The organism is Candidatus Pelagisphaera phototrophica, from assembly GCF_014529625.1.
Classification (GTDB): Bacteria; Verrucomicrobiota; Verrucomicrobiia; order Opitutales; family Opitutaceae; genus Pelagisphaera; species Pelagisphaera phototrophica.
In genome coordinates, this window is record NZ_CP076039.1 from 2137708 (window position 1) to 2164200 (window position 26493).

A 26493-nucleotide genomic window follows, 5' to 3' on the forward strand; every position below is an offset into this window, starting at 1 on the left:
ACTCTCGATTTTGGCCGATCGGCGATCGCCTGCTACCTGAGGTTTACTAGAAGGTGTCCAATATGCCGTTTTCCGAATTTTAAATGGGTAGGTGCTGACATATTCTCAGTCAGCCGAATTCGGGAAAGCTCATTGGTCCGGCTGACTAAGGATAGTCAGTCCCACCCATACCCGAAGCGGTGGAAGCACCATCACTAAACACTTTCGAAGAATTTACATCGCTAGGGCGAAGAAAATCTTTGCGTTCTTCGCTTGCTTTGCGGTTAATCCCCATTTTTATGTCAACCACTGGATATCAGGTCATTGCCCGCAAGTGGCGCCCGCAGAAATTCGATGATCTCGTCGGGCAGGACCATGTAGTCCGGACGCTCCGAAATGCGATCGAGCAAAACCGGATAGCCCATGCCTATTTATTCGTAGGTCCAAGGGGTACTGGAAAAACGACTACGGCTAGATTGTTCGCGAAGTGCCTGAATTGCGAAAGCGGCCCCCGAGCGGATCCACCGGAGGATTCGGAGATCTGCCAATCCATCATGAACGGTTCCTGCATGGACGTGTTGGAGATTGACGGTGCGTCGAACAATGGCGTGGAGCAGGTACGGGACCTGCGCGAAGACGCCCAGTACTCGCCCAGTCAAGGGAAGTACAAGATTTACATAATCGATGAGGTTCACATGCTATCGACGCAGGCGTTCAATGCCTTGCTGAAAATTTTGGAAGAGCCACCGGAGCATGTGAAATTCGTGTTTGCGACGACGGAGGCTCACAAAGTCTTGCCGACAATCGTATCTCGCTGCCAACGTTTTGACCTGAAGCCGATCCCGGAAAACCTGATCAAAGATCGCTTGGCCTATATTTGCGAGCAGGAGGGAATATCCGCTGAGGATACGGCATTGCAGGCGATTGCTCGCATGGCAGATGGCGGGATGCGCGATTCCCAGTCCATCCTGGACCAGATGATTGCGTTTTGCGGGGAGTCTATCGCGGAGCAAGATGTCCTGCAGGTCTATGGATTGGTGGGAGCGGAGCAGACCGCAGACTTGGCAACCGCGATTGCCACGGGCGATCACATAAAGATTCTGGAGCTGGTGGATTCATTCGATTCTTCGGGGCGGGATTTCTTTCGAGCTTTGGTCGATTTGCAAGCTCGCGTGCGAGAAGCCCTCCTAGAGGCCGTTAAGGCCGGTGGTACTGGATCGTCGCTCGGTGAACCCATGACAACGGAGTCGCTTACCCGATTGTTAGACAGCCTTCGTCAAAGTGAAAGCGCCTTGAAGTTTGGACTGAACGAAAAGGTGAATTTCGAGGTAGCGTTGCTGAAGGCCTCCGAAGAATGTCGTGCCCGAGCCATTGATGGTCTCATTCGCGAGCTTTCGGGAATCGCAGCTGGGCTGCCTGAGGAAAAAAAAAAGCCTTAACACCTAGCTCGATTGAGCCCGAGGCCGCCGTTTCTGAGGTTCCGCTGAAAGCAGCACCTGAAGAAAAGCTCGCTCCCGAGCTGGTCGTCGAGACCAGCCCTGCTCAAAAAGAGGACCTTTTTAACTCAGGCGAAGATCTCGTAGAAGATGAATCGGCTCCTTCGGCAGAGGAAATGGCCGCCTATTTAGGTGCATCCGGTATTCCGGAGGTCACCAACGGTGAATCAAGTAAGGATGACGATTCTCTACCGACTCTCGAAGAGGCGATTGCGAAGGTCCCCGCTAAAGCCCGAGCCTTAATGGATGAGCTATTTCGAGCGAAGCTGGAGAAGGTGAAGCGGATCGATCCGAAGGATATTCGTTAGCGCCATTAAGCGATTTCTAGATTCTGCAGCCAATCAGTGAGTGCAACCAGATCTTCATCGGATTTGGCGGTATCGAGATAGGCGGGATCCAGAGATATAGATTTAACGAGGCGATCCTTCGCCGTTTCGAGATCGCCGGATATGCAGGCATAGCAGCCTAGATTGTAATGTACGAGGGACACATTTGGAAAGCGGTTGACCGCGTTTAGCAAAATCGCATTTGCTTCATGTATCGATTTAGTTCGTCGGGTGGCAAATGCGAGGTTTACGAAGTGACCCGGATCATTTGGCTCTCTGAGAGTGATTTCCTTGGCGACGCACTCGGCGGCCGGCCAATCCTTTGCATCGAAGTAGACCGCAAGTCTCATCTGGAGCGCCTTGATTCGATCAGAAAGTGCTTTGGGGAGATGGGAAAGCTCCTCTAGGGACTCTTTGAACATCCCGAGCTCGCGATATCCGTTAGCGTAGGAAAGGACTTTGTTGAATAATAGGTCTGCCTTGTCGCTCGGATTCATTCGCTTTGTTTGCAGGACGGATTGGATCGACGGCGCAGCGATGGCAAGACGGAAGTTAAAATCAATACGATTGGAAAGAGGATCTGCAAAGGAAAACGGGCCCAGCCGAAGCTGAATCCGTTCGTGGTGTGTGATGTGTCCGCGTGTGAAAAATATCGGTAACGTGAAATATTAGGGCATTATTCAATGCTATCGTCTGCCGGAGTTCGTCCGCCTTTACGCCTTAGACCGCGTGATTCCCTTTATCGTGGGCTCTCGAGTGTAGGGCGTGAACCGCTCCATAAGCTCCAATGTATCCAACACTCAATTACTAATTTTGTCAAAATTGCTGATGAGGCGAGAAGCGACTGTCGATGGATCGGGAGAGCCCCTTTTTTTTCAAACCCCTCTGTCACTTGGACGTTCTCTATCCAGACCACGCTCTTCGGCGAACTCCTTCATTCGAGCGACGTGCTTTTCATTCATCCCAATGATGGCGGACTCCAACTCTGCCGCATCCATGACGTTGTCTGAGTTGGTGTCGTATTCCGCGACAATTTCCACGACAACATATTCAGTATTGGGTCGTTCGCCCATATGGAGGCGATCAGAGCGAGCAAATACTGAGGCATTGGCGGGGATGGCATTCCGGAGTCGGCACAAGATCGCCTGTTTGAGCGATTCTCGCGGGTGGATTCGGCCCGAAATCGTGGAATTGAAGGCTTTGGGTTGGGGCTCAATCTTTCCCGTGAATTTGCCAGGGCCCACGGAGGTGAGCTGACTCTTGCTGAATCTTCGCCCAGCAGGACTCGATTTCGTCTGACCTTGCCGATAGATCCTTAAGTTGTACCTAACACCAAAGCGGCACATCTCGACGATTCCTTGCATTTGGAGGAAACGTTGTCGCTTCAATCTTGTCGGACTGATTTCCCGCTTGGAATTGGTCTATGGTTGGCTGATAAACGTAGATTGGAATTCGTGGAAATGAACTTGAAAAAGAGACTGATTTCGGGATTTGGTTTGTTGCTATCCATTGTATTCCTGACAGGTTGTGTTACGGAACCAAGTGCATTGACCGGTGAGAAAAAAAGCTACGGCTACACTTGGCAGCAAGAGCTAGAAATTGGAAAGTCAAGCGACCATGACCTAGTTCGTGAAATGGGACTGTATCCTGATGAATCGCTTTCAAATTACGTCACTGAGATAGGGGAATGCGTCCTGACGCAGAGCAACTTAAGACAGCCCGATACGCCTGAAATCTACCGGGATTTGAAATTTACTTTTCGAGTGATGGATAGTCCGGTGGTGAACGCTTTCGCATTGCCGGGTGGCTACGTGTACGTGACGAGAGGACTGCTGGCCCACTTGAACAATGAAGCCCAGTTGGCGGTTGTTCTTGGGCATGAAATTACTCACGTCGCAGCCCGTCATGCGTCCCAGCAAGCACTCAAAGAACAATGGGGTCAAATTGGCTTGGTCGCAGGCGCGGTGATTGGGCAAGGGATTACTGGGAATGAGCGTTTCGCCGACCAGTTTTTAGGATTGGGTGGAAGTGTGTTTCAGATACTGAATCTCAAGTATGGAAGAGACGCCGAGCGGGAGTCTGATATTTACGGAGTCGAATATTCGGCAAAAGCCGGCTACGAGGTAGGTGAGTCTGCCGCCTTCTTTGATTCGCTTGGCCGTATCTCGGAACAGTCTGGTCAGAGCCTTCCCACTTGGCAGTCAAGCCACCCGGATTCGGGTGAGCGGCAAAATTTGATTAATCAGCTCGCATTAGAGATGAGGCAGAAATACGGAGATTTAAAAGTGGGAGAGACAGAATACTTGAGGCGGATCGATGGTCTCGTTGTCGGTGAAAACCCACGACAGGGCTTTGTATTGAGGGGCAAGTTCTATCACCCGGCTCTGGATTTCCAGTTCAGCATTCCTGAAGGTTGGCGGGTCAAGAATGAAGCGGGCAGGGTTACTCTGGTTGACCGTCTGGGGAAAGGAGTCATAATACTTAGTGGGGAAGAAGGGGATACGCCCGAAGTGGCTGCACGAAGTTTTGTGGCATCGTCGAAGGTTCAGCCGATCCGCTTAGAACCCTCACGATTAGGAGGCAGTCCAGGGTATGTAGTCGAAGGCGTAGTGTTTACGTCGAACGGACCCGTTTTTATGAGAAACCGTTTCTTCTCTCACCGTCGGAGCGTATTCAGTTTTTTAAGTTATGCGTCGGTTGAGGAAATTGATATTTATCGCCCCGCTTTCGATCAAGTTACAGGGAGTTTTGGCCGGGTCCAGGATAGGGCGATTCGAAACCTGCAACCTGCCCGCCTGTATGTTGTATCCGCTGACAGGGAAACGGAATTCGATTCCTATCTTTCAACCGAGCTGCCCTGGGGATTCGAGAACATAGAACTTGCTATTATGAATCAGGTGAATCTAAAAGACAAAGTTCGCAAAGGCCAAAAGCTAAAGCTAGTTTCGCAGTAGATTCCCAGCGACCTCTCAAAGGCATTTGGCAGCATCGTGTTGAGGTCACCTGTGCGGGTTTCTCGAAAATGTAAACCAATAAGCGAGGATTTCTAAAGATCCTACATTCCGAGGTCATGCTACCTAGGAGAATCTCCCACAAACAACGCCTGCCTGAAATAAGGACAGTTGAGCCTTACGATTGATGCTATGAATATAGAATCAGAGAGTTTCCCGTTAGACCAACAATACTCTCCAGTCAAAGCTCCTTTAGCAAGCTTAACGAGGTAATATAGAAACTTGGAAAAACCGTTTCATATTAACTTTGAAACGACGATTTTGTCCAGAAAACGGTTGAATCTAGTAACCCTCTTCATAAAGATATTCCGTCTTGGGTCATCGTGACAGACACTGAAAAACTAAATCCGCAAAGCCGCTTCATTCAGCTTTTTACTTCCCATGAAAAGCAGATTTATCGGTACATTTTATCGTTGATGCCCCATTCGCAGGATGCTCAAGATGTTTTGCAAGAGACTGCAATCGCCTTGTACAACAAGATTGAAGACTATGATCCCACGCGTCCCTTTGCTCCTTGGGCCTTCCGGTTCGCGTATCACATGACGTTGAAACACCGGGAAAAGTCGAGCCGCTGGCATCGATTCCTGGATGAGGAATTAATGAAGGAAATCGCCTCCCGCCAGTCTATGCTGGTGCCTGAGTTGGACCAGAGGCGTGGTTACCTGAAGGAGTGTCTAGCAGAAGTACCCAAAAATAAGCGGGTAATGCTTACAGACTATTATTTCGAAGATGAGACCGTTGATGTAATTGCCGTTTCACAGGGCAAATCAGTGGAAGCCACTTACAAGGCTTTGCAACGGGTTCGTAAGACATTGATGCATTGTATCGAAGGGAAAATGCAAGTGAGAGGGTTGAACGCCTAATGAATAAACAACTAATAGGACAAGGCGAATGGGAAGAGCTTCTTGACAAAGCCATCTCTGGCCGGTTGACGGAGTACGAGGCGAAAGAGCTCAATACGCTACTCAAGTCAGAACAAAGTCGTATCGACGATTATATCCGCTTCGTCGATATGCACGGATCACTCTATCAGGAGCCGTTGCTGGCCGTCGCGGGCGGGGCGGATAAGATGATCGACTTTGGAACCATCAAGTCTGTCGAGGCGAGAAAGGAAACCGTTCAATTTTGGAAACGTTTTGCAGCGGCGGCATCCGTTGCAGCCTTGGTGGCTTTTTCTCTGAATCTTTGGCAGGTATTGCCAGAATCGAATTCGGAGGGATTTGAAAGGACTGATTATATTGGCATCATGACTGGCCTGAAAAATGGTGGCGACAATGAGAGGCACTTCGTAGGTCAAGGACTGCAACGCGGGCCCTTCAGGCTCGAAAGCGGCAAGGCGCAGGTGCGATTAGACAATGGAGTTGAGCTCTCCATTCGCGGGCCAGTAGAGTTTGATATCTTTGGGCTCGACCACATTGCGGTGGTTACGGGTCGGATGACGGCAAATGTTCCTCCCCAAGCAATTGGGTTTCGTATCGATACTCCGGATATGGAGGTAGTGGACCTAGGGACCGAGTTCGCCTTGAAGGTTGATAGTTCTGGCAAGTCGCGCTTGCACGTTTTAGAAGGCGAAGTAGAAGCCCGGTTGAAAAAGGGGCTGAATAATGAGAACTATCCCCTGATTATAGCGAAAGACAGGCTTGAGGAGCTCGACCGGAGTCCTTCGTACCTAGAGAAGGTCTATGACCCTGTATCGTTTGCGCCCTCACCGGTACGAGACGAATTAATACTAGCTACGGGCGGTATGGTTCATAGTTTACAGGATGCGCCACGAGATTTGCGGCATGGGCGGTTCAAGCATGACTATATTATGCTTTTCCCAGAGCGTTTGGATTACGAGCTTTCAGAATCTCTGCCGGTCAATCTTACGGAGCCGGGAACCTACCGATTTATCAGCAAGTCCGCCATTGAAGATTATCTGAAGACGGCAACTGACAAACAAAAAGACCGTGAAAAGCTCGTAGAATCTTCGTTGGTGCAGGGAGAAATTCCGGCGAGTACGAAGGTAAATAGTTACCTGGTTCATTTTGATGCTTCTGAAAAGAGAGGGAAAATCCATAAGGCAAGAGGGCGTATACGTTTCAGTAAGCGCATTCTAGGAGTGATCCTGCATGGACCGAACTTGAACGACAGCGACGCATTAGTAGGCAACCCGAGCACTGTTTACGAAAACAATACCGGGCGCCGTACGGAAAACGACCTGGTCCGGCTTTCATCGGACCGCCATCAAGTGTTCTTGGACTTTGAGGTCAATGGGTTTATCGACCAGGCACGCATTATCGTGGAAGCCGACATCGACCCTTCTGAACTCGCCTTGAACGACTAGTTTTCTATTTGGCGGGTCCAGGAGGATTCCAGGTGCCGAGCGGGTCGAATCGGGCGGGCTCGAGTTGAGAAGTCCATGCGTCTAGAGTTTCCTGCAGTTGGCGGAGCTTTTCGGGCTGTGCCTTTGCCAGGTTCTGAGACTCAGCCTTGTCGCGAGAAAGGTCATACAGTTCAATTGTGTCCTGCTTGTTTAGACCGATGAACTTGTCGTTACCTACACGGACCACGGCATGGTCTTTGTCGAACATTTGCCAAAAGAGAGCGGTATGTGGCGATCCCTCGTCTTTGCCGGTGATATATGGGACCAGATTCACGCCGTCGAGCGGGCGATCTGCCGCTATTTCCACGCGAGTCAAACCGGCAATGGTGCCAAGGATATCCATCGAGCTAACTGGCTCGTGATAGTCGCTTCCTGGTTGAATGGTTCCGGTCCATCGAAAAGCGAAAGGCACGCGTTGGCCCCCTTCGTAGATGGTGCCTTTACTGTCTCGAAGTGGACGGTTGATCGAACCGTTGTTACCTGCGCCACCATTGTCCGAAAGGAAAAACACGAGAGTATCCTCTTCCAGGTCGGCTTCCGCTAATGTGTCGAGAACGCGGCCCACGCCGTCGTCGACCGCACTCACCATAGCCGCGTAGGTGCGTCGAAGCTTGTTTTCGATGTGGGTAAAACGATCTAGATACTTTTGGCTGGCCTGCATGGGGGTATGCGGTGCGTTGTAGCTCAGAAAGAGGAGGAAGGGCTTTTCTTGGTTCTTGTTTATAAAGTCTACCGCCTCGTGCGAAAATTCATCGGTTAGGTACTCATCTGTTTCAACACGACGATCGTTACGAAGAAGTTTGGTGTTGTACCACGCTCCTTTTCTATCCACGTCCTCGATTCTCTGATACGTGAGATCCTCGGGGAAATATCGGTGCCCACCGGATTCAAAGCCGTAAAACTCGTCAAACCCGCGTGCATTTGGTCTGAACTTAGGATGTGTCCCTAGGTGCCATTTGCCCACGTACCCCGTGTGGTAGTCGATCTTCTTTAGAATCTCGGCCATGTTCTCTTCCTCAAGGGGCAGGCCGGCGTTTTCATCAAAGGGATTAAGGGTCGGATTTCGTCGGTGTCCAAATCGACCCTGGTACCGTCCAGTGATCAAACCTGCCCGACTGGGGGAACAAACGGAATAGGTGACGTAACCATTGGTGAACCGGACGCCCTCGTGGGCGATTCGATCGATGTTCGGAGTGGGAATGTCCTCGCACCCATTGAAGCCGACATCAGCGTATCCTTGGTCGTCGGTCATTATGATGACGAGATTGGGATGATCATGATCAGCACAGGCGATTGTGCTTAGAGAAATAGCGGCACCGAAAGCTAGTAACGAAATTTTCATAGGGAAATAGAGTGGGGTGAGTCTGCCGGGCCCTGGCAGGGCTTATTTTGTTTGCTATCTGATGCGAGTCCCGGTTCGTGCCGCCCAGTCGTGCCATGCTTTGATGAGTCGGTGTGTGGTTTCAGGTTGTGACTTGGCGAGGTTAACGCTTTCCGTCCGGTCGGTTGAAAGGTCGTAGAGTTCCCATTCTTTGACGAGCTTATCCCACACGACTTTCATGTCGCCTTCGCGATACGCCTTATTACCACTCCATTCCCAAGCCATGTATCCGTGTCCGGAACGCTTCCCCCCAGCAAATACGGAAAGGAGAGATTTTCCTTCGAGCGGAAGAATAGTTTCGCCGTTGCGTTTATTTGGATACGTCGCATCAGCCATTTCGATAAAAGTCGCCATGAAATCGACGATGTGCCCCGTCTGCTCGGTAATCGATCCTGCTTTAATTTTTCCGGGCCACCAGGCGATCATGGGCGTGTTGGCCCCACCTTCCTGTAGCCAGCTTTTGTGCCGCCGAAAGGGGGCATTTTGAGCCCATCCCCATGAAGGCCCCACAGCGACGTAATCGTCGATAGGACCGGCATTACGTTCCTCTGGATTGCGACCGCCAGGTTCTTCGGCGCAGCCACCATTGTCCGACAGGAAACAGATAAGCGTATTGTCGTCGACCTTGAGCTCTCTCAGAGCTTGAAGGAGGCGACCGATATTCTGGTCAACGCTATCGACCATCGCTGCGTACACCGCCATACGATGGTCTTCAAATTCCTGATCAGCGATCTCCCAGTCATAGGCATCCGAGTCAGTGGGTGTGAGTTGGTAACGTTCTCGATCTATCAGTCCCATCGCTAGCTGACGTTCATACCGTTGTTCTCGCATCTTTTCCCATCCCATCATGAATTTACCCTTGTATTTAGCGATGTCCTCAGGCTTGGCGTGAAGGGGATAGTGGGGGGCGGTGTAAGTGATGTGATGGAAGAAGGGGCGGTCGGGATCGGCCAACGCGGTCTTTCGAATCGTTTCTATGGCATGATCGGTAAATGCATCGGTAGTGTAGTAGTTTTCTGGGAACGACTTCACCGGTTGATTGTTATGCCCAAATTTGCGTATGCGTCCGCCCTTGTATTTTGGATCGGGCTGTAGAGGGTTAAAGAAATTGCAGCAGCCATCGAGGAGTCCATAATACTCTTGGAAGCCACGATGGAAAGGGTGAGTGGTTTCGCTGTTTCCCAAGTGCCATTTTCCTGAGAGTGCGGTCGCGTATCCGGCATCGCCGAGAACTTCTCCGAGCGTAACCATGTTTGTTTTTAGAAGATCACCTTCTGGCCTGGGCCAAAGACCTGTGACAATCGATGCGCGAGTGGTGGTGCACTTCGCATTATTGTAGAACTGCGTAAACCGCATGCCCTCGGCCGCGAGTTGGTCCAAGTTGGGTGTGTCGACTTCCCCTCCATAGCAACCGATGTCGCTCCATCCCATATCGTCAACCATTATGAGGATGATGTTGGGGCGACCGTCGGCGTGGGCGAGAAAGGAGAAAGCTAAGAAGAGAAGAAGTGATGAGAGTTTTCGGAGTGCCATAAAAGAATAATAGTGTAACGCGTTGACAGTGATAAGGTATTACCGCGAATGCACGAAAAATAGACGAACGAAATTAGGAGAAGATCTGAGCGTGTGTTTGAACCGAGAAGAAGGTAGGGCTAATGAAAGATTCTAACTCTAGGTTTGAACACTGAATTCTCGGGTGCTAGCAGATTATTCGTTTTTCGTTGGCATCATGGCATCTCAGCTCGATTCTCCTGGCGAAGCTCTTGAAGTCTATGAAGCACTATACTCCGTTTCTTCTCCTTTTATCATTCTTTTCTATTCCTATTTTAGCGGACCCGCCACATGCGGCGAGCCTGTCCAGACCGAATATTCTCCTCATCATCGCGGACGATGCATCCCGGAACAGCATGAGCGTTTATGGCAGCACCTACGTTAAGACTCCGAATTTCGATCGAATCGCTAATGAAGGGCTGCTCTTTACCAATGCGTACAATTGCAATCCGAAGTGCGCTCCCGCTCGGGCCTGTTTGGTAACGGGAAGGTATTCATGGCAGCTGGAGGAGGCGACTAATCATAATCCATTCTTATCGGATAAATGGGTCTTCTATCCGTACTTGCTCGAGGAGGACGGGTACTTTGTTGGCTTTACCGGCAAAGGCTGGGGACCGGGCGTTTTCAAAGGAGTGCACCGGGGTCGCGACCAGTTTTTGACGCCCGAAAACCCAGCGGGGCATCCTTACAATGAAAAGACGCTCAAGGCTCCGTATCGGGGCATTGGAAGAGGCGATTACGCTGGAAACTTTGAGCTCTTCCTAGACAAGAAACCAGACGATCAGCCCTTTTGTTTTTGGCTTGGCACCAAAGAGCCACATCGAGGCTATGAAAAGGATTCGTGGAAAAAGGACGGCCGCGATTTGGATGATATAGTTGTACAGGATTTTTATCCAGACAACGAAACAATTCGTGGTGACTTGGCCGACTACGCCATCGAGGTGGAATGGTTCGATACGCACATTGGTCGGGCGCTTGCCGCGCTCGAAGAACGTAGCATGCTGGAAAACACTCTGGTCATCGCGACGTCGGACCACGGGATGCCATTTCCCCGAATAAAGGGTCAGATCTATGACGAGGGTTTCCGGGTCCCACTCGCAGCGCGTTGGGGAGCGAAAATAAAGCCGGGTCGCGTTGTGACGGATTTCGTCACGTTTCCTGATGTGGCCCCAACGATCATGGATGCTGTGGGGCTAGACCCGCACGATCAAATGACGGGATCTAGCTTCCTCTACGCACTGTTGAGCGAGAAGGAAGGACGCATCGACACCAGTCGCGATCATACTTTGCTTGGCAAAGAGCGACACGATACAGGTCGGGTTGACGGCGATGTCTTTTCGGTCGGCTACCCGGCAAGAGCATTACGTGACGACCGGTTTCTGTATGTTCGCAATTTCAAGCCACATCGATGGCCTGTAGGGAATCCGGAATACGGATACACGAATACGGACGGATCTCCTACTAAGAGCTATTTGACGAACCTGGATGAAGGGCATCCGGACTACCGGTACTTCGAATGGTCGTTTGGCAAACGCCCTGCAGAAGAGCTCTATGATATCGTGGAGGATCCCCACTGCCTTGCGAATTTGGCAACTTCGCCTGAATATCGGGACGTCAAGGAGGCAATGCGGGTCCGAATGGAGAAAGGATTGACTGCCCAAGAGGACCCGAGGATACTGGGTAAAGGCGAGATATTCGATCGTTATCCAAATAGCCGGATTGATCCACAACGAAAGACCTACAATAACCCCGACTATGATCCAGTGAAGGACTTCGAAAGATGGAAAAACACCCAATACTAAGAACGCTCCTCGCTGTACTGGCATACGTCGCCATTAGCGTCGGAGCTGTCGCTGAAGAAGTCGGTGCAAACGGAATACGCTCTCATCGATTAGAGTCGCTTTTTCAAGGGAGCGAGACGACGGTTCGCGTGCTACTACCGGACGACTACAATGCGAATTATCGCTATCGAGTGCTCTATGTGCTGCCGGTTGTCGCCAAAGACGACCGTCGCTTCGGGGACGGACTGCTAGAGGTTCAAAAGCACAATCTCCACAACGCCCATCGCCTGATTTGCGTATCGCCGGAGTTCACGGAAATGTCCTGGTTCGCCAATCATGCAAGCGATCCAGCTCTAAGCGACGAGACCCATTTTTTGAACGTCGTGCTTCCGCTTGTGGACGAGTCATACGCCACGATCGCGACGAATAAGGGTCGCCTGCTGGTCGGATTCAGCAAATCGGGATGGGGAGCGCTTTCCCTGCTGTTGCGCAACCCGGATTTGTTTCATCGAGCAACAGGTTGGGATACGGGAATTCGAGTGGACACCGGACCGATTGAGGAGGCGGACCGGCAGGATCGAATTGACCGCATCTGGGGCACTCGTGCTAATTTTGAGCGATATCGGCTGTCCTCTTTGATAAAGACCCGTGGAAAGTTGTTGGGCGAAGAAGCACGTATTTTCTACTTCAATACCAGTGGTAGGCGAGCGAAAGGGGGCGCCATCCTTCATCATTTAATGGTCGAACGTGAAATTCCACACCGCTATGTTTTCGAGCCCAAAATTCCTCATCGTTGGGACAGCGGCTGGATGCCCGAAGCGGTGGCCTTTTTAGTTGCAAACTAGCTGTATTTTCGGGATACGTATCGTTCGTATTTCGGCTGCAACCAGACGTGGGCCCAGTAGCAGAAGGCGAGACATATAGTCAAGGAAACCGCAAGCAGCGTTAGAAAGGACGGGGCGACTACGCCGTCTTTGTAGGCGAAACCCAGTTTCGAAAAGAAAACGTAGGTCAGGGCGGCGCAGGACAAGAGCATGGCACTGACCAGCATACTAAATCGCCAGGCGTTCATCGGAACTTTGGGAGCGTGGAGGTGAAAATAGGCTTTGCTATGCGGGCGTAGCTTGGCCCAGGCGACGAGAATCAAAGCTTCGAGGATAAATAGAATCGTGAAAATGTGCATGAAGTGAATTGTGATTTTGAGACCGAAAATCGCTAGTCCCCAAACAAGTATAAAATAGGTGAGGATGTGAAACAGGATGACGAATATCGCGGCAGCGGGAGGTACGCGTAATTGCTGGGCGAAAAGTCCAAGCGTAACTAGAACAGCGATTGGGATAGCAATGAATCCCGCGAATTTGCTCACGAAAATAAATACACCGTCAGCGGCATGAACAAGGTTGGGAGCGAGGAACAAGGTGGCGACCGCGGTAATGATGGCGAAGGTTTTGGATACGCTGATTAGCTTCCGGTCGTCTGCTTTTTTATTAAAGATCGGTTTGTACAAATCGAAGGCGAACATGGTCGCCGACGAATTGAGAAGCGAGTTGTATGTGGAAAACACTGTACCAAGCATAACGGCGATAAACAGGCCTAGGAGCGGTTTAGGCAGCGTGGCTTCGACCAAAGCGGGGTAGGCCATGTCATTCGGTGAAAGATTTGGTCCGAAAAGGTGGAACGCGATTAATCCTGGGAACATGGCCATGAAAGGGATGAGCATTTTGAAAAATCCGGATAAGAGGAGCCCTTTCTGTCCTTCTTTGAGACTGGCGGCACCCAGCGCCCGCTGGATGATGAACTGGTTGGTGCTCCAGTAAAAAATGGCCATGACCATCAGTCCGGTGAATACTGCGGAAATTGGAATTGCGTCTAGTTCGCTACCCGTTCCGATGGCATTGAGTTTTTCAGTGTGGGTGGTGGTGATTTTGGTGAGAGCGGTTCCAATTCCGCCACCTAGTTTGTCACCCAGGGCCATGAGCCCGAAAATCGGGAGAAGGCAGCCGATTAAAAGCAGCCCAATTCCGTTAAGCGTATCGGATATAGCGACCGCTCGAAGTCCGCCGCTGATCGCGTAGATCGACCCGACGACACCAATCGTCCAGGTAATGACCCAAATTGACTGCGTTTGGCTTAGCCCAGTCATTCCTTCAAAGTCCAACGCTTTCATCAAGGCAAGCGTACCGCTGTAGAGCACGCTAGGGGACCAAATGAATATGTATCCAAACATCAGTAAGCAACTGACGAGTCGGCCGGTGCCTTCGCCGTAGCGGGATTTGAGAAAGGTGGGCATCGTAGCGAACGCGCCGCCAAGATACATGGGTAAGAAGATGACCGCGAGGAGAATGATACCCCGCACAGCCCAGACTTCCCAGGCGAGGGCGGTCATATTCCCGGCATAGGTTAATCCGTTCTGGCCGATGAGCTGCTCGGTTGAGATGTTAGTGAGGAGGAGAGACCCACCGATGAAAAGTCCTGTAAGTCCTCTTCCGGCGAGGAAATAGCCGCTAGCGGACGAGAGATGCCCACGGGTCTTACGCCAAGAGTACCAAGCGACAAATCCCATAAAGGCGAGGCAGGAAACAAACGTTAGCATATGATTGGTTTAGAGTAAACTAGTTAGGGAGGATTTGAAGATGGGTTTGATCGACCCGTAAAAGGGATCTTAGGCTCTATTCGATGTTTGAGGTATTGGAGTTAGAGATGAGTTCTTCGCTTATTGGGGGAAGCGAGAAACCTTTGCGCCAAGAGCCGTTTACCTGAGTTCCGATAGAAGCGTCAAGTGGCCCTCTCTGATTACGCTGCAGGAGGCTGTTGAGTACGTCAACTGAGGTGGCCCCCATAGTGCGTCGATGTTGATAAATGCCGCTGACGCCGGGTTTGTCGTCAGAAACATTTAGACTAACGTACCCCACATCATCGGGAACTTTGATGCCTTCTGCCTCGGCGGCTTCGAAGAATCCGTCGCATCGGCTAATAACCGCTTGCGGCTGATAGCGAAGCAGCCAGGAACGAATCGTTTCCGTTTGATCGGTCTCGTCTAGGTTAAGGATTGGAATGGTGTCGAGTGTACCTTCCATCTGAGATTGGGCGTATAGGTGGGCTGCTTCCCATTGATGGCTCCACCGGTCGGCGAAATCTGACCTAACAACCAGTCCGACGCGAGTGTATCCACGAATTCGTAACCTTTCCCAGCATAGCAGGTAATCCGTATACTGGTTTGGCAGGATATGATGGAAGAAGGGGTACCTCCCTGGCTTTTCGATCGCTACTACTGAAAATGCGTCCCAGTCTAAGTCCAGTTTGTCATTGTAGTTTTCGAAAGGAGCTAGAATGACTCCGCGAATTCCACGCGTTTTCAATATCTCACTAAAGCGTTTTGGCGTAGCTCCATCGGCTTTTGACCAGAATGGTTGTAGCGTGTAGCCGAGTTCAAGGGCTCTACTTTTAGCTCCCTCAATCACTTCGCGTATGCTCGCAAGTTGATTCCAGTCTTCCGGATTCTTCCAATTGGAAATAAATCCGATGACAGAGAAATTGTTGTGAACGCGGAGACGATTCCGATGTGCCGCTAGTGCGGAGAGGGCCGGGTCCGGAGTGTATTTGATTTCGTCGGCTATTTTCTTTACTCGTTCGATTGTGCTCTGAGGAAGAGACGGGTGGTTCTTCAGCGCCATGGATACTGCCGCAATACTTAGATTTGCTTGGGCAGCAATGTCCTTAAGGGTCGGGCGTTTATAGTCCTTCGGCACAGGTTGGGAATATGGAGGGACACAGGCCGATCTCAATCATTTATTTAAACGTTTCAGCAAATGGCTGTACGACACCGCATTTCCAGTCCTACGAAAATACAACCGGCGAAAAGAAGAGAATCATGAGGGTGATGAATGAAGCTAGTCCAAACAAGAATCTACGATAGCTTCTGGTCTCATCAGGAGTCATAGTGAGATCCTCTCCTTCGACTGCGACGATGTTGGAACGTTTATCATCTTCTGAATCACGATAACCGTATTTGCTCATCAAGTACATATTGATTGCGCAGACGATAGTGACCCATGGAGATAGATTGAGATTGTTCTGGAAAAACAACGGAAGCTGGCTTTTGAGCGTACTCAGGAAAGGAAGGTTCAGAAGAGAGAATGATAAAAGTCCAAGTATGACGCCGATCGAGAGGGTCCAGAACGCAGCTTTCTCTGTCGAACGTTTGTAGAAAAGACCAAAGAGTACGGTGACGAAGACCCCCGGAGCTAAGAAGGCCCACACAGCTAGGAGGTAATTGAACAGCCCTTGGAAATTGCGAATGAACGGCGCGATGAGCATGCAAAAAACAAGAAGGATGACCATAATGATGCGGCCGTCTTTTAAGAGTTCCTTGTCAGTCGCTCCCTTCTTAATTTTGGCGAAAAAATCGTAGGTGAGCAGGGACCCGCAGGCACAAAGCCCCGAATCGACGCTAGACATGATGGCTGCAAGCAACCCGGCGAGGCAAAGGCCTAGGAGCCCGACAGGCATGACTTCCGTCAGTAGGCTGACGTAGGCATTGTCGCGGGCAATGATTTCCTGACCTTGAAATAATTGTGCCGCAACTACACCTGGGGCTGCTATAAATAGGAGGGCCAGCGTTTTGAGAACTCCCGCAAACAGAGCTCCCATCTTCGCATGGTAGAGACTGCCGGCCGATAATGCTCTTTGAATATAGTCTTGGTCGGTGCAGTGGCCATGCACACCCAGAATCAGTCCGCCGGTGAGCATGGGAAGCCAGCCAAAGGCGTGGTCCCAAGGACGGAGCAGCGACCACATTGAGCGGCCAGCATCATCGACGTTACCGACGAAAACCGCTTCAATTCCCCCCAATTCCCTAATCCCGAAGTAGAGAAGGAAAGCGCCCCCAAGCATGAGCACTACCATTTGAACAAAGTCGCAGTAAATAACGGCTTTGAGTCCACCCATGAGCGTGTAGGTGCCGGCGGCAATCCCGATAAGAAAGATCGCGAGCCAGTAGAGAAATTCTGCATTGGGTAATTGGTCCCATCCGAGCAAATGGGTGAGCACCAAAGCGCCCGCGTATAAAGCGGCTGCGATGTTCCCCAAGATAATCATCATCAGGTTGATGAAGGAAACCACCACGCGGCAGCGACCGCTGTAGCGCTTCTCGAAGAACTCTGGTGAGGTGGCTAGCCGAAGTCCCATGTAAGTCCGGATAAAGAAGGCGGAGAGCAAAATGAAGCAAAAGGCGCCTACTAATTGAAAACCACCCGCTATGATGCCGACTGCAAAGGCGAGACCAGCTTGGCCGACGAACTGTTGGCTGGAAATATTGGTCGCAAATAGGGAGGCTCCGATAAACGGCCATTTCATAGTGCCCCCTGCAAGGAAGAACTCGCGACCACCCTTGGCTTGGCGCCTTGATATCCAAAGGCCCAGCCCAATGATGCCGACGAAGTAGAGGAGGATGATAAGGGAGTCGAGTACGCTAATTTTCACGGGTCTTGTTTCGGGCGGGGAGTCTGAATTTCTATATGCGCTATGGTCGATAGCGCTATCTTAAAATGATGGGAGAGCGATCAGCGATCGCGTCAAAAATTGGGTGGTGATTCATGGAGCAAACGGGTCGGAAGTGCCATCCTCGATTGTAATCGAAGTCGAAGATAATGGGCTCAAGAAAAGCGGAATTATGAAAATCAGAAAATGGGGTTTCATGGGTGGATCGTTTTAGTGGAAAGAAAGAAAATATGGGAACACTTGCAGAGGTTCGAGGGATGGAGCCCTTCAGTCATCCAAACCTGTTATGCCCGGGGCGTCGGGCTCAAGTTTAAGTAGCGGCTCGAACCTAACATCAATGGGATATCGTTCGGTGTCCCAGTCTATTCCCGAGTCGCGTACCTTAACACCCATGGTCCTTTTTAAAAGCTCGGTTGTTAGGTCCGCGCGAACTTCGGAGAACTTGGGATTTTCGTAATGATTAGCCAGTTCTTTGGGGTCATCTGAAAAATTGTAAAGTTCGCACCGGTCATCTACGTACATACTAAGTTTCCAGTTTCCTTTGCGAATCATCGCACCTGGGCCCAGACTCGTGGGAAGGTGAGGAGCTTTCAGGCGGAGTCCCGGGGTGGGTGTCTTGGCGGTTGGCGCACCTCCACCGGCTTCTGAAATTATGGTCTCTTTGCCTTCGTAGTCCTGTTGTTCAAGTGCCTGTATCCAAGATTTTCCGACCATTGTTGGTGGCGAGTCTATACCGAGCAAATCCAGCAGGGTTGGAACGAGGTCAATTTCTTCTGTTAGACCGGTGAATACTGCTCCAGCCCACTTTTTATCAGGGTGGCGTATGATGGCAGGAATTTTTGTCAGACAGTCATAGAAGGCTGGCAATTTGTGGGACATTTTGTAGTCGCCGAGCAGTTCTCCGTGATCTGAAAAGAAAAGGACAAATGTGTTTTCTGCGAGACCACTTTCGTCCAGCATCGTAAGTATGCGTCCAACCGAGTCGTCGACATATCGCACTTGGCCCATGTATGTCGCGATCACATTCTGCAGCTCCTCTTCGGTGCAGGTATCCATCTCAGAATGCTTCCTCCAGACCTCGTTCCGATAGGGCTGCTTGTCCGGATCGTATTGGTAATATGATTCCGGAATCGAAATCTCCCTTGGGTCAAAAAGACTCTTGTAAGGTTCTGGGCATGTATAAGCAGGATGAGGATCCTGGTAGTTGACCCAGGCTAAAAAAGGTCCCTCAGAGTTCCGCATGAAATCGATTGTGTCATCGGTGAGTTCGCCTGTTTTGTTGTAGGCATGGTCCTTTTCCATTTCAAAGGAGCTGTACGATTTAGAGTACTTTGGGTGATCATCGTAATTTCCAAGAGTGACCTCGTGGATCTCATCCCAAACGGAATCGAGCTGATCGTAAGTAAACAGGTGGTTTTTCCCGAACATTCCCGTTCGATACCCCTTTGATTTCAGCGTGGTCGCGAGATTAGGTACTTCAGGACTGATCGTTGACCAGTAGTTCCGACACCCATGTTCACCGACATAGGTGCTTGTAGCGAAGCTTACACGACTTGGGGCGCAGAGTGGAGATTGGCAGTAGCAGTTGTCAAAACGTACCCCTTCTTGGGCCAATCGGTCGATATTTCGCGTTCCGATTGTAGCGTGGCCGTAGCAGCTGAGATAGTCGGCTCGCAGCTGATCGGGAGTAATGATGAGTAGATTAAGCGGATTCAAGACAGTTCGTGTTTCGCAGCCGGAGGTAGTGATGTAGTGGGTCAAGTGTCAATAGGCATGAATGCTGAAACAGTTAAGTGCAGATCTGCATATTTGTACACGTAATTTCCTATCTTTACTTAACTGTTTCAGTAAAATGACTGTAAGAGTCGATTGACAATTGGCGACTCTTCCATTCATGTGCGTTTGTTTTGGCTTCTGTCGGTTCAGAGTCATACTAGTAAATACCCCGCTTTAACCCCCTGCAACCAGCGTTTGACCCCGATTTTTCTGCCATGCCCCCGTACCGGCAGGTACAGGCTGGCCAAGAATACCTAAACTAAATACTATATCCTATGAAACTAGTTTTAAACTACCTCAAACTACCTATAGCCTGTGGGCTATTTTATGCGGCTTCGTCGGCTGCCTACGGGCAGGGCGACGACGCTTACACACTCGATCCCTTCACAGTGCAAGCTACGGAGGGCTACACAGCGACGAATACGATATCTGGGACGGGTTTGAGTACTCCTCTCCAGAACGTGCCGATGGCGATCAACATAATAACTTCGGACTTCTTAGAGGATAGTCATATTGGTGAGTTCACGCACGCCATGGACTATAATGCGTCGATAACTCAAACCGGTCGGAATGACAATGGTAATTCGGTCGCGTCAACTTTCGCAATCCGAGGCTACAGGAACAGCACCATGCTGGTAGATGGCGTGCTCGGAGGAATGGTCTTGCCGATGCAGATGATTGACCGTATTGAAGTTGTTAAAGGTCCGAACACATTATACGGCCAAGCGGAACCTAGCGGTCTTATCAATGTGATTACCAAAACCCCCCGTGCTGAGCAGGGCGGCACGATTAGGGCAATTACAGGCACCAACGAATGGTACCAATTAAAGTTGGATTACACGGTTCGGGCGATGGACGACAAACTTGGCCTGCGGATAATGACTGACAACAAGGAAACGAATGGTTGGAGATGGCTTGATAACCGAGCATATCAGTTTAAGGGAATGTCAGGTTCATACAAACTTGCTGAGGCGACTGATATTGACTTTCTGCTAGCTGAAAATCATTCGACAGGGTTCCCTACTCAGCGAGCCACCTGGTCATTCGAACGAATTCCGACCGACCTAAATAGTGACGGAGACACCGATGATACTGTCGGAGGAGTGAGGGAATCTACAGCACGATTTAACAACACCTTTCTGCCACCAGAATACGTTTCATCGGGTCCTGGAAACACACTTGATCAGCAATATTACTGGATGTCGATGGGCATTCGGCATAGTTTCAGCGATAACCACAATTTTCAGTACAAGTACAATTTCAATGAGCGGGACCACCTAATGTCCGCCAGAGAGTTCAACACTTTTAATCCTGATGGGCGTAATCCGGTAAACAACTATTCAAACGAATTTATATCTCGTGAAGAAGTACACACACTAAATGATATAATCGAATTCGGTACTGGAGAAGTGAAACATCAATTACTCCTTGGTGTGCGTAAATCCGAGAGCATTAACAACATGGGTCGCGGAAATTATCGTTTGAGAGGAAGCAATGCTACCGAAAATGCTGCGATGCGCGTAATCGAAGCCAGAACCGGAAAGGTCTTTCGAGATGTGTTATACAGGGAAGATATCTTAAACGGAGCTCCGATTTGGACAGACGATGTGCCTACTTTAGAAGAGATATTCGCTTACGGACAGCGAAGCAATCAGGCTGGACGTAGCTTCCAAGACATTACGACGATGTATGCGACGGACAATATCTACTTCAACAACGGTCAATCTAATGTTATCGTAGGAATCCGAAACATTGATTTGGACCAGAGGAACGAGGCTCTTGGCGGTGCCACAACTAGCGAGCTTTCAGGCAACGACACGAATTTCCAAATTGGTGGCGTGCATCGCATAAATCCAAATCTGAGTGTATTTGCTAGCTGGGCTGATGCGTTTCGCCCTCAAAACAGAACTGATCCCAATACAGGCGAACTGGTCGGACCGCAAACTAGCGAAGCAATCGAATTGGGAGTCAAATTTGCTGACATGTTCGATGGAAAACTAACAGGATCCATTGCTGCATTTAGAATTGAACAGAACAACGTTTTCCGTAGCGACCATAACCCTGTTACCTTCGTAAATGATCAAGCTATCACTGATGATTTGAGCGAGGGGTTAGAGTTTGAATTGTTCTTCAACCCAGTTCCCAATTGGAATATCGTGGCTGCCTACAGTTACATCGATGCGAAGGTTGTCGGTGACGTGGCTACAGGTTTACCTTTGGAAGGTGCGACCCCCCACCGATTTACACTGTTCAATACGTACACCATCCAAGAAGGGCTCTTGGCTGGGGTCCGGTTTGGAGGAGGATTGGTCTATGCCGATGGCCCCATTCCGCAGTTTGGCAATACTGCCAACAGGCTGGTCGTAGAGGATGGGTACACGGTTTTTGATTTATTCGCTCGCATCCCCGTTACCTTCGGAGAACGTGGCTGGAACTTTGGAATCAATATCGACAATGCAACAAATGAATTTTTTGTTCGTTCTCGTGCGGCGACTAATGAAGCCCGTCAGATCCTGTTCTCACTTTCCACAGATTTGTAGTTACAGGTTTGTTTGAGTTATAGTTCAATCAAGGGCCTCCTCCATTGGATTAATGGAGGAGGCTTTTTGTATCAGGATTACCGTTGATTGAATCCGAAGAGGCACGAAGAGATGGGTATCTCGAAGTAACATAGGAGCAAATGTTCACCGTAGTGCCTGCACTTCCGCAGAGTTGCACAAGTTGTGCTTGGACTTTCATCAGAGCAAATGACGGTTTGTTTTTATTTGGTCTTGGTCAGTTTTAATGGAAGGAGCCGCGATTTAACATGTCAGCTGTAGCCCTTATATCGCGGTGTAAAACCGCTCCTATATGAAAACAATGAGAATACAGGTCTTGAACTCTCGATTTCATAATGAGAGTATACTCCGATGAGATTCGCCTTACCTCTGATATTCTTGTCGTTAATGCTAGCCTCTTGTAGCCGTGAAACCGATACAAGTACTTCTCAGCCGGCTCAAGACAAGCCAAATATCCTCTTTATTCTCGTAGATGATCTGGGAAAAGAATGGGTCAGTGCTTATGGTGCCGAAGATATTGAAACCCCGAATGTCGATCGACTGGCAGCCACGGGGATGAAGTTTGAGAACGCTTATGTAATGCCCCAGTGCACGCCTACGCGGTTGAGCTTCATGACGGGTCAGTACCCTTACCGGCACGGATGGGTGAATCACTGGGATGTACCTAGATGGGGCGGAGGAGCTCAATACGATTGGAACCGTAATCCAAGTCTGGCACGCGTTATCAAGGATGCCGGTTATGCGACAGCCGTAGCGGGCAAGTGGCAGGTGAACGACTTTCGTGTGCAGCCGGAGGCTATGGTGGATATCGGTTTCGACGAGTATTGCATGTGGACGGGAGGCGAAGGAGGCAATCCTCCCAGTGACATTCGTTATTGGGATCCGTATATTCATACCAAGCAAGGAAGCCGGACTTATGTTGGGGATTATGGACCAGACATCTTCACTGACTTCCTTTTAGAATTCATCGATGACAATAAGGAAGGTCCCTTTTTCGCGTACTTTCCTATGGTGTTGACGCACACACGATTTGTGACGACTCCCGATGAGCTCGAGGCTTCACGATTTGTGACGACTCCCGATGAGCTCGAGGCTTCGACTGATTTGGAGAAGCACAAGGCTATGGTGCGATATACCGACAAAATACTCGGCCGTTTTATGGGCAAGCTCGAGGATCTGGGTATACGGGATAATACAATGATCATATGGGCTGCGGATAATGGAACGGTGAATACGGTAACAGGAACACAGAAGGGTCGGAAAGTTCGTGGGGAGAAATCGAATCCCGTCGAGCCAGGACTGTGCGTTCCCTATATTGTAAGCGCACCCGGGTTAGTGCCGCAGGGCGTTACAACGGACGGCCTGACCGATGTTACAGACATGCTTCCGACCTTTGCCGAATTAACGGGCGGAATCTTGCAGCCAGGATATGAATACGACGGAGTTTCCATCGCTGACCATTTACTGGGTAAAGCGGATGATACACCGCGAAAATGGATTTTGGGAATGGGGGGAAGGAACGAGGCGCAACTAACCGAAAAGGGTGTTGAGAACCGATTCGTGTTTAGAGATCGAGTTCTGCGCGAAAAACGGTTCAAGCTTTATGTGTCAACGGAACGAAGAGCGGAAAAGCTGGTAGACGTACTCGCCGATCCAGAAGAAAAGACAAACTTGATCGACAGTTCAGATCAGGAAGCTCAAGCGGCACTGGCTCGCTTAGTTCCACTGATTGACACCTTCCCGGAAAGGGACAATGACCCGATTTACGACCCACTTCCTCCACGGCCCTGGGACGTACCCATCACGGCAAAGAGTCAGGTTTGGAAGGAATAAGCTCCCAAGGCTGCAGGTGTAAGGGTTAAGGCTTAAATATATTTTCAGTAAGATACTCTCCTCCTCCTTCTTTGTGCTATTGAGCTAAGAAGGACGTAGCTGCTCGCATGAACCGACAGAGCAGGGGCTCGATGTGAAACTTATGCCCTGGTTTTATCATGCTGGCCCGTTTTCGAGCCATCCTGTTTTGAGTCCTGCGTAGCCCAGCGGTGAAGATGGAGGCCCCGACTGGTTGGGGCGATTCGACTGCAATGATCGCGGCGTAAAGCCGCTCCTACGTATGATGCTAAGAAATCAGATCCCGTAGTTTCTTTAGGTATTTGGGAATAGCTTTGTAAGGGTCCTCGGAGCTTTCGTATTCAAGAGTTAAATACCCTCTATAGTTAGCATTTTTAAGGATATTGATGATTCGTGCAAGATCGGTATGTTCTTTCTTCCCGTTTACTGGAATCTCCACCTTTATTTGTGCGTTAACGGAATAAGGCGCAATACGTGCAAGCTCTTTGTAGGGGTTGCTCGTGGGGGCGATGTTCCCAGAATCGAAACATACTCCGAACCAAGGCGAATCGATTGCTTCGATAATTGGAAGCATTCGGTCGATATTGATGAGGAAGTCATGGTTTTCCATTGCAAGGACAACCCCTTTGTCTCCCGCATAGTCGCAAGCGATGCGCATGTTGGTAATGATGTTCTGCACCGCCTTTTTTTCGGAAAAACTACTAGGGGGTTTCCCTCCAAACACGCGAATCACGGGAGCACCAATATCCGCGTAGTGATCAATCCATTCACGCGTGTAACGCATCTGCACCAATCCCTCTTCGCTTCCAGGGTTGTACGTGAAATTGTTTCCGATGGCGCCTCCGCTGATATCGAGGCCAAGCGTATGGGCTCGTCGCTTCAGTGCATTCTTCTCGGGGGCTGTCAAAGGGCTGGGCATGAAATAGCTCGTTAATTCAGCTCCTTCAACTCCGAGAGTTGCGGCGTAGTCGACAAACCCGAGCATATCCATTTCGCTTTTTGCTTTAGGATTTCTTCGAGTATCGGGAAGATACCTACGCAAGGAGTAGGCAGCGAGACTCAACTTGAGGGGAGACTTGCTGGCTCGAGTGATCGGTTTGATCGCTTGAGCAAGGGGAGGTGCGCAGAGGCCAGCGAAAAGAGCGCCGGTGGAACCAATCGCCTGGCGGCGGTTGATCGAGTTTTTTGAATTGGTGAAATCTTTCACGGGTAATGAGTCAAAAAAAAGATTGAGTTGAACTGTGGCGACTAGTGCAAGGATTTCGATCTTCAAATGCGGCAAGAGTTTAGATCGAGAGTATCCTGTTAATTTAATACAACCTGTAAAAGTAGAAGAGGCTTCTCGCTCGAACCTGAGCTGGGTCGAAAGACAGCTTGTTGGTTCAGGCAAGAGACCTATGTTACTCTAACGACCATTGCAGATGGAGGCGGGATTGGGTGTAGAGCAGCTGTTTATTATGTTCCGGTGATTCTGCTACGTTCACGTTTTCTTGAGGATCGCTGCGGTGGTCGTAGAGTTCTTGAGCCACGATTTTTCCGGTTTTGGCACTCCGCCATTCGGTGTACCGGAGGTTTAGCGTTCGGACGGAGTAGCCCCTATAGCCTGATCGATAGAATTGGCTGAAGGCTGCCGTATCTTGATGATCCCAGGCCTTGGGATCTACTATTAGCGGGGTCAAGGATTTACCTTCGATACTCTCTGGCAGGTCGAATCCAGCCAAGTCAACAAGGGTTGGATACATATCAATAAGTTCGACTCGAGCGTGGGTACGTTGACCATGTTCCCCTTTTCGTGGATCGACTATTATGAAGGGAATTCGAGTGGAGGTCTCAAAGTTCGTGTGTTTGCACCACATGCCATGATGACCAAGCTGGTATCCGTGATCAGACCAGAGGGCAATGAGGGTGTTGTCCGCCTCACCGGTTTCTTCAAGCGCCGCAATCAGTTCTCCGATGAGAGAATCAATATAGCTGACACAGGCGAAGTAGGCATGGCGCGTTTGACGCGCGAGGGGTTCTGGAAGGGGTCCTTTTGCTGGCATGCCACCGAAGCTGCGTACATAGTTCCATGGGGAAAGGGCGAACTCGGGAGCGCCCCTGGGTGGATAAGGATTCGACGCCAACGGTAGAGTATCTGGCTTGTAGAGATCCCAATATTTCTTTGGGGCGTTGAACGGTGTGTGTGGCTTGTGGTAACCGATAAAGAGAAGAAACGGGATCTCGGATTTGGCGGCCGATTTTAGTTTCGCGATCGCAGCTAGGTTTGTCTCCCCATCACGATAGGCATCATCGCTGACATCGGGCGCTTCAAATAATGGTATGAGTTTATTGGATTCATGGATGCCATCGATCCCTGCCCTTTTGTCTTTGTACTCGGGGGAGGCGTATTGCTTCTCGAGAATATAGTGCTGGGGTTCACTCCAGGACTTTGGATCCCGGTGGGTATTGTGGAGGACCTTGCCGAAACCAAATGTTTTATATCCCCTATTTTTGAAAAATTCGGGAAGTGACTCTGCATTGGGCCGATTGTCGCGGAATTGGGTTTTGTTGTTGTAGGCCTTTGTCGAATCGGGACGAAGGCTGGTGAACATGCTGGAGCGGGAAGGCCCGCAGACTGCATATTGGGCGTAGGCATAATTAAAGAGCGTTCCGCGGGCGGCGAGTTTGTCGATGTTCGGCGAATGGATGTGCGTTGCCCCGTAGCAATTTAGTTCTGGACGCAGATCGTCAATACCGATGATCAATAAATTCGGTAAATCTGCGGAGGCGGTGTTGAGACAGATAGACGTTAGAAAAATTAGCCTAGCTCGAAGTAAGAAAGAAGATGGCAGAGTAATTGCAGGAATGATCACAAATAAACTCATATGGCTGCAGACGGCATGCAGCAAGATTGGTTCAAGTTGTAGTAGTGGCAACTAT

19 protein-coding genes are annotated in these 26493 nt (G+C 50.1%); 9 read left to right on the plus strand and 10 right to left on the minus strand.

Annotation, left to right across the window (positions count from 1 at the left end; translation table 11 throughout):
- The first annotated feature begins 278 nt into the window (after positions 1 to 278).
- Positions 279 to 1418: a DNA polymerase III subunit gamma/tau gene (gene dnaX, locus GA004_RS09205; RefSeq protein WP_283393560.1), complete on the plus strand. Its 1140-nt coding sequence runs from the start codon at positions 279 to 281 to the stop codon at positions 1416 to 1418.
- 173 nt (positions 1419 to 1591) lie between these two features.
- Complete coding sequence (locus GA004_RS09210; protein WP_283393561.1) at positions 1592 to 1783, plus strand: hypothetical protein; 192 nt, start codon at positions 1592 to 1594, stop codon at positions 1781 to 1783.
- Between the two features lie 5 nt (positions 1784 to 1788).
- Here GA004_RS09210 and GA004_RS09215 read toward each other — a convergent pair whose 3' ends face one another.
- Together GA004_RS09215 and GA004_RS18195 are read right to left on the minus strand one after the other, a co-directional pair.
- Positions 1789 to 2298: a tetratricopeptide repeat protein gene (locus GA004_RS09215; RefSeq protein ID WP_283393562.1), complete on the minus strand. Its 510-nt coding sequence runs from the start codon at positions 2296 to 2298 to the stop codon at positions 1789 to 1791.
- Between the two features lie 378 nt (positions 2299 to 2676).
- Positions 2677 to 3165 carry a hypothetical protein gene (locus GA004_RS18195; RefSeq protein WP_283393563.1) on the minus strand — a complete coding sequence of 163 codons (489 nt, stop codon included), beginning with the start codon at positions 3163 to 3165 and terminating at the stop codon, positions 2677 to 2679.
- 96 nt (positions 3166 to 3261) lie between these two features.
- Between GA004_RS18195 and GA004_RS09225 the strand changes: the two genes are divergently transcribed.
- The 3 genes from GA004_RS09225 to GA004_RS09235 all read left to right on the plus strand — a co-directional run bounded on the left by GA004_RS09225 (position 3262) and on the right by GA004_RS09235 (position 7138).
- Entirely contained in the window at positions 3262 to 4755 is a 1494-nt protein-coding gene (locus tag GA004_RS09225) for a M48 family metalloprotease (protein ID WP_283393564.1), read from the plus strand.
- Positions 4756 to 5135: 380 nt separating this feature from the next.
- Positions 5136 to 5675, plus strand: a complete 540-nt coding sequence (locus GA004_RS09230) for a sigma-70 family RNA polymerase sigma factor (protein WP_283393565.1) — start codon at positions 5136 to 5138, stop codon at positions 5673 to 5675.
- A complete protein-coding gene (locus GA004_RS09235) occupies positions 5675 to 7138 on the plus strand; it encodes a FecR family protein (RefSeq protein ID WP_283393566.1) in 1464 nt (487 codons plus the stop codon). The genes GA004_RS09230 and GA004_RS09235 overlap by 1 nt, the downstream gene beginning before the upstream one ends.
- Positions 7139 to 7142: 4 nt before the next feature.
- On the opposite strand, the gene GA004_RS09240 is transcribed toward GA004_RS09235, so the two are convergent.
- A complete protein-coding gene (locus GA004_RS09240; protein WP_283393567.1) occupies positions 7143 to 8519 on the minus strand; it encodes a sulfatase-like hydrolase/transferase in 1377 nt (458 codons plus the stop codon).
- Positions 8520 to 8573: 54 nt separating this feature from the next.
- The gene (locus GA004_RS09245) at positions 8574 to 10091 is read right to left on the minus strand and encodes an arylsulfatase (RefSeq protein WP_283393568.1); all 1518 of its coding nucleotides are present in this window, start codon (positions 10089 to 10091) and stop codon (positions 8574 to 8576) included.
- A gap of 239 nt (positions 10092 to 10330) precedes the next feature.
- Between GA004_RS09245 and GA004_RS09250 the strand changes: the two genes are divergently transcribed.
- Both GA004_RS09250 and GA004_RS09255 read left to right on the plus strand, forming a co-directional pair.
- Positions 10331 to 11911 (plus strand): sulfatase family protein, encoded by a 1581-nt coding sequence (locus GA004_RS09250; RefSeq protein WP_283393569.1) that lies wholly within the window; start codon positions 10331 to 10333, stop codon positions 11909 to 11911.
- Positions 11890 to 12735, plus strand: coding sequence for an alpha/beta hydrolase-fold protein (locus GA004_RS09255; RefSeq protein ID WP_283393570.1), 846 nt, complete (start codon positions 11890 to 11892; stop codon positions 12733 to 12735). Before GA004_RS09250 ends, GA004_RS09255 begins: the two co-directional genes overlap by 22 nt.
- Here the strand turns inward: GA004_RS09255 and GA004_RS09260 are convergent.
- The 4 genes from GA004_RS09260 to GA004_RS09275 all read right to left on the minus strand — a co-directional run bounded on the left by GA004_RS09260 (position 12732) and on the right by GA004_RS09275 (position 19105).
- Positions 12732 to 14483 (minus strand): solute:sodium symporter family transporter, encoded by a 1752-nt coding sequence (locus tag GA004_RS09260; RefSeq protein WP_283393571.1) that lies wholly within the window; start codon positions 14481 to 14483, stop codon positions 12732 to 12734. The genes GA004_RS09255 and GA004_RS09260 overlap by 4 nt on opposite strands.
- A gap of 76 nt (positions 14484 to 14559) precedes the next feature.
- On the minus strand, positions 14560 to 15639 hold the full coding sequence (locus tag GA004_RS09265; protein WP_283393572.1) for a substrate-binding domain-containing protein: 1080 nt from the start codon (positions 15637 to 15639) through the stop codon (positions 14560 to 14562).
- Between the two features lie 88 nt (positions 15640 to 15727).
- On the minus strand, positions 15728 to 17371 hold the full coding sequence (locus tag GA004_RS09270) for an SLC5 family protein (protein WP_283393573.1): 1644 nt from the start codon (positions 17369 to 17371) through the stop codon (positions 15728 to 15730).
- Positions 17372 to 17656: 285 nt separating this feature from the next.
- Positions 17657 to 19105, minus strand: a complete 1449-nt coding sequence (locus GA004_RS09275; protein WP_283393574.1) for a sulfatase family protein — start codon at positions 19103 to 19105, stop codon at positions 17657 to 17659.
- 335 nt (positions 19106 to 19440) lie between these two features.
- Here GA004_RS09275 and GA004_RS09280 point away from each other — a divergent pair, with 335 nt between their 5' ends.
- Both GA004_RS09280 and GA004_RS09285 read left to right on the plus strand, forming a co-directional pair.
- A complete protein-coding gene (locus GA004_RS09280) occupies positions 19441 to 21705 on the plus strand; it encodes a TonB-dependent siderophore receptor (RefSeq protein WP_283393575.1) in 2265 nt (754 codons plus the stop codon).
- A 369-nt stretch (positions 21706 to 22074) separates the two neighbouring features.
- A complete protein-coding gene (locus GA004_RS09285) occupies positions 22075 to 23556 on the plus strand; it encodes a sulfatase family protein (protein WP_283393576.1) in 1482 nt (493 codons plus the stop codon).
- Between the two features lie 286 nt (positions 23557 to 23842).
- Here the strand turns inward: GA004_RS09285 and GA004_RS09290 are convergent, their stop codons facing one another.
- Both GA004_RS09290 and GA004_RS09295 read right to left on the minus strand, forming a co-directional pair.
- A complete protein-coding gene (locus tag GA004_RS09290; RefSeq protein ID WP_283393577.1) occupies positions 23843 to 24781 on the minus strand; it encodes a sugar phosphate isomerase/epimerase family protein in 939 nt (312 codons plus the stop codon).
- Between the two features lie 193 nt (positions 24782 to 24974).
- Positions 24975 to 26318: a sulfatase gene (locus GA004_RS09295; protein WP_283393578.1), complete on the minus strand. Its 1344-nt coding sequence runs from the start codon at positions 26316 to 26318 to the stop codon at positions 24975 to 24977.
- Positions 26319 to 26493: the final 175 nt, after the last annotated feature.

What these genes read in the sequence shown, in the direction of transcription:
- dnaX (WP_283393560.1), top strand. Translation starts at nt 279, where the DNA reads ATGTCAACCACTGGATATCAGGTCATTGCCCGCAAGTGGCGCCCGCAG.
- GA004_RS09240 (WP_283393567.1), bottom strand. Translation starts at nt 8,519, where the DNA reads ATGAAAATTTCGTTACTAGCTTTCGGTGCCGCTATTTCTCTAAGCACA.
- GA004_RS09225 (WP_283393564.1), top strand. Translation starts at nt 3,262, where the DNA reads ATGAACTTGAAAAAGAGACTGATTTCGGGATTTGGTTTGTTGCTATCC.
- GA004_RS09250 (WP_283393569.1), top strand. Translation starts at nt 10,331, where the DNA reads ATGAAGCACTATACTCCGTTTCTTCTCCTTTTATCATTCTTTTCTATT.
- GA004_RS09255 (WP_283393570.1), top strand. Translation starts at nt 11,890, where the DNA reads ATGGAAAAACACCCAATACTAAGAACGCTCCTCGCTGTACTGGCATAC.
- GA004_RS09235 (WP_283393566.1), top strand. Translation starts at nt 5,675, where the DNA reads ATGAATAAACAACTAATAGGACAAGGCGAATGGGAAGAGCTTCTTGAC.
- GA004_RS09280 (WP_283393575.1), top strand. Translation starts at nt 19,441, where the DNA reads ATGAAACTAGTTTTAAACTACCTCAAACTACCTATAGCCTGTGGGCTA.
- GA004_RS18195 (WP_283393563.1), bottom strand. Translation starts at nt 3,165, where the DNA reads ATGCAAGGAATCGTCGAGATGTGCCGCTTTGGTGTTAGGTACAACTTA.
- GA004_RS09210 (WP_283393561.1), top strand. Translation starts at nt 1,592, where the DNA reads ATGGCCGCCTATTTAGGTGCATCCGGTATTCCGGAGGTCACCAACGGT.
- GA004_RS09260 (WP_283393571.1), bottom strand. Translation starts at nt 14,483, where the DNA reads ATGCTAACGTTTGTTTCCTGCCTCGCCTTTATGGGATTTGTCGCTTGG.
- GA004_RS09245 (WP_283393568.1), bottom strand. Translation starts at nt 10,091, where the DNA reads ATGGCACTCCGAAAACTCTCATCACTTCTTCTCTTCTTAGCTTTCTCC.
- GA004_RS09215 (WP_283393562.1), bottom strand. Translation starts at nt 2,298, where the DNA reads ATGAATCCGAGCGACAAGGCAGACCTATTATTCAACAAAGTCCTTTCC.
- GA004_RS09285 (WP_283393576.1), top strand. Translation starts at nt 22,075, where the DNA reads ATGAGATTCGCCTTACCTCTGATATTCTTGTCGTTAATGCTAGCCTCT.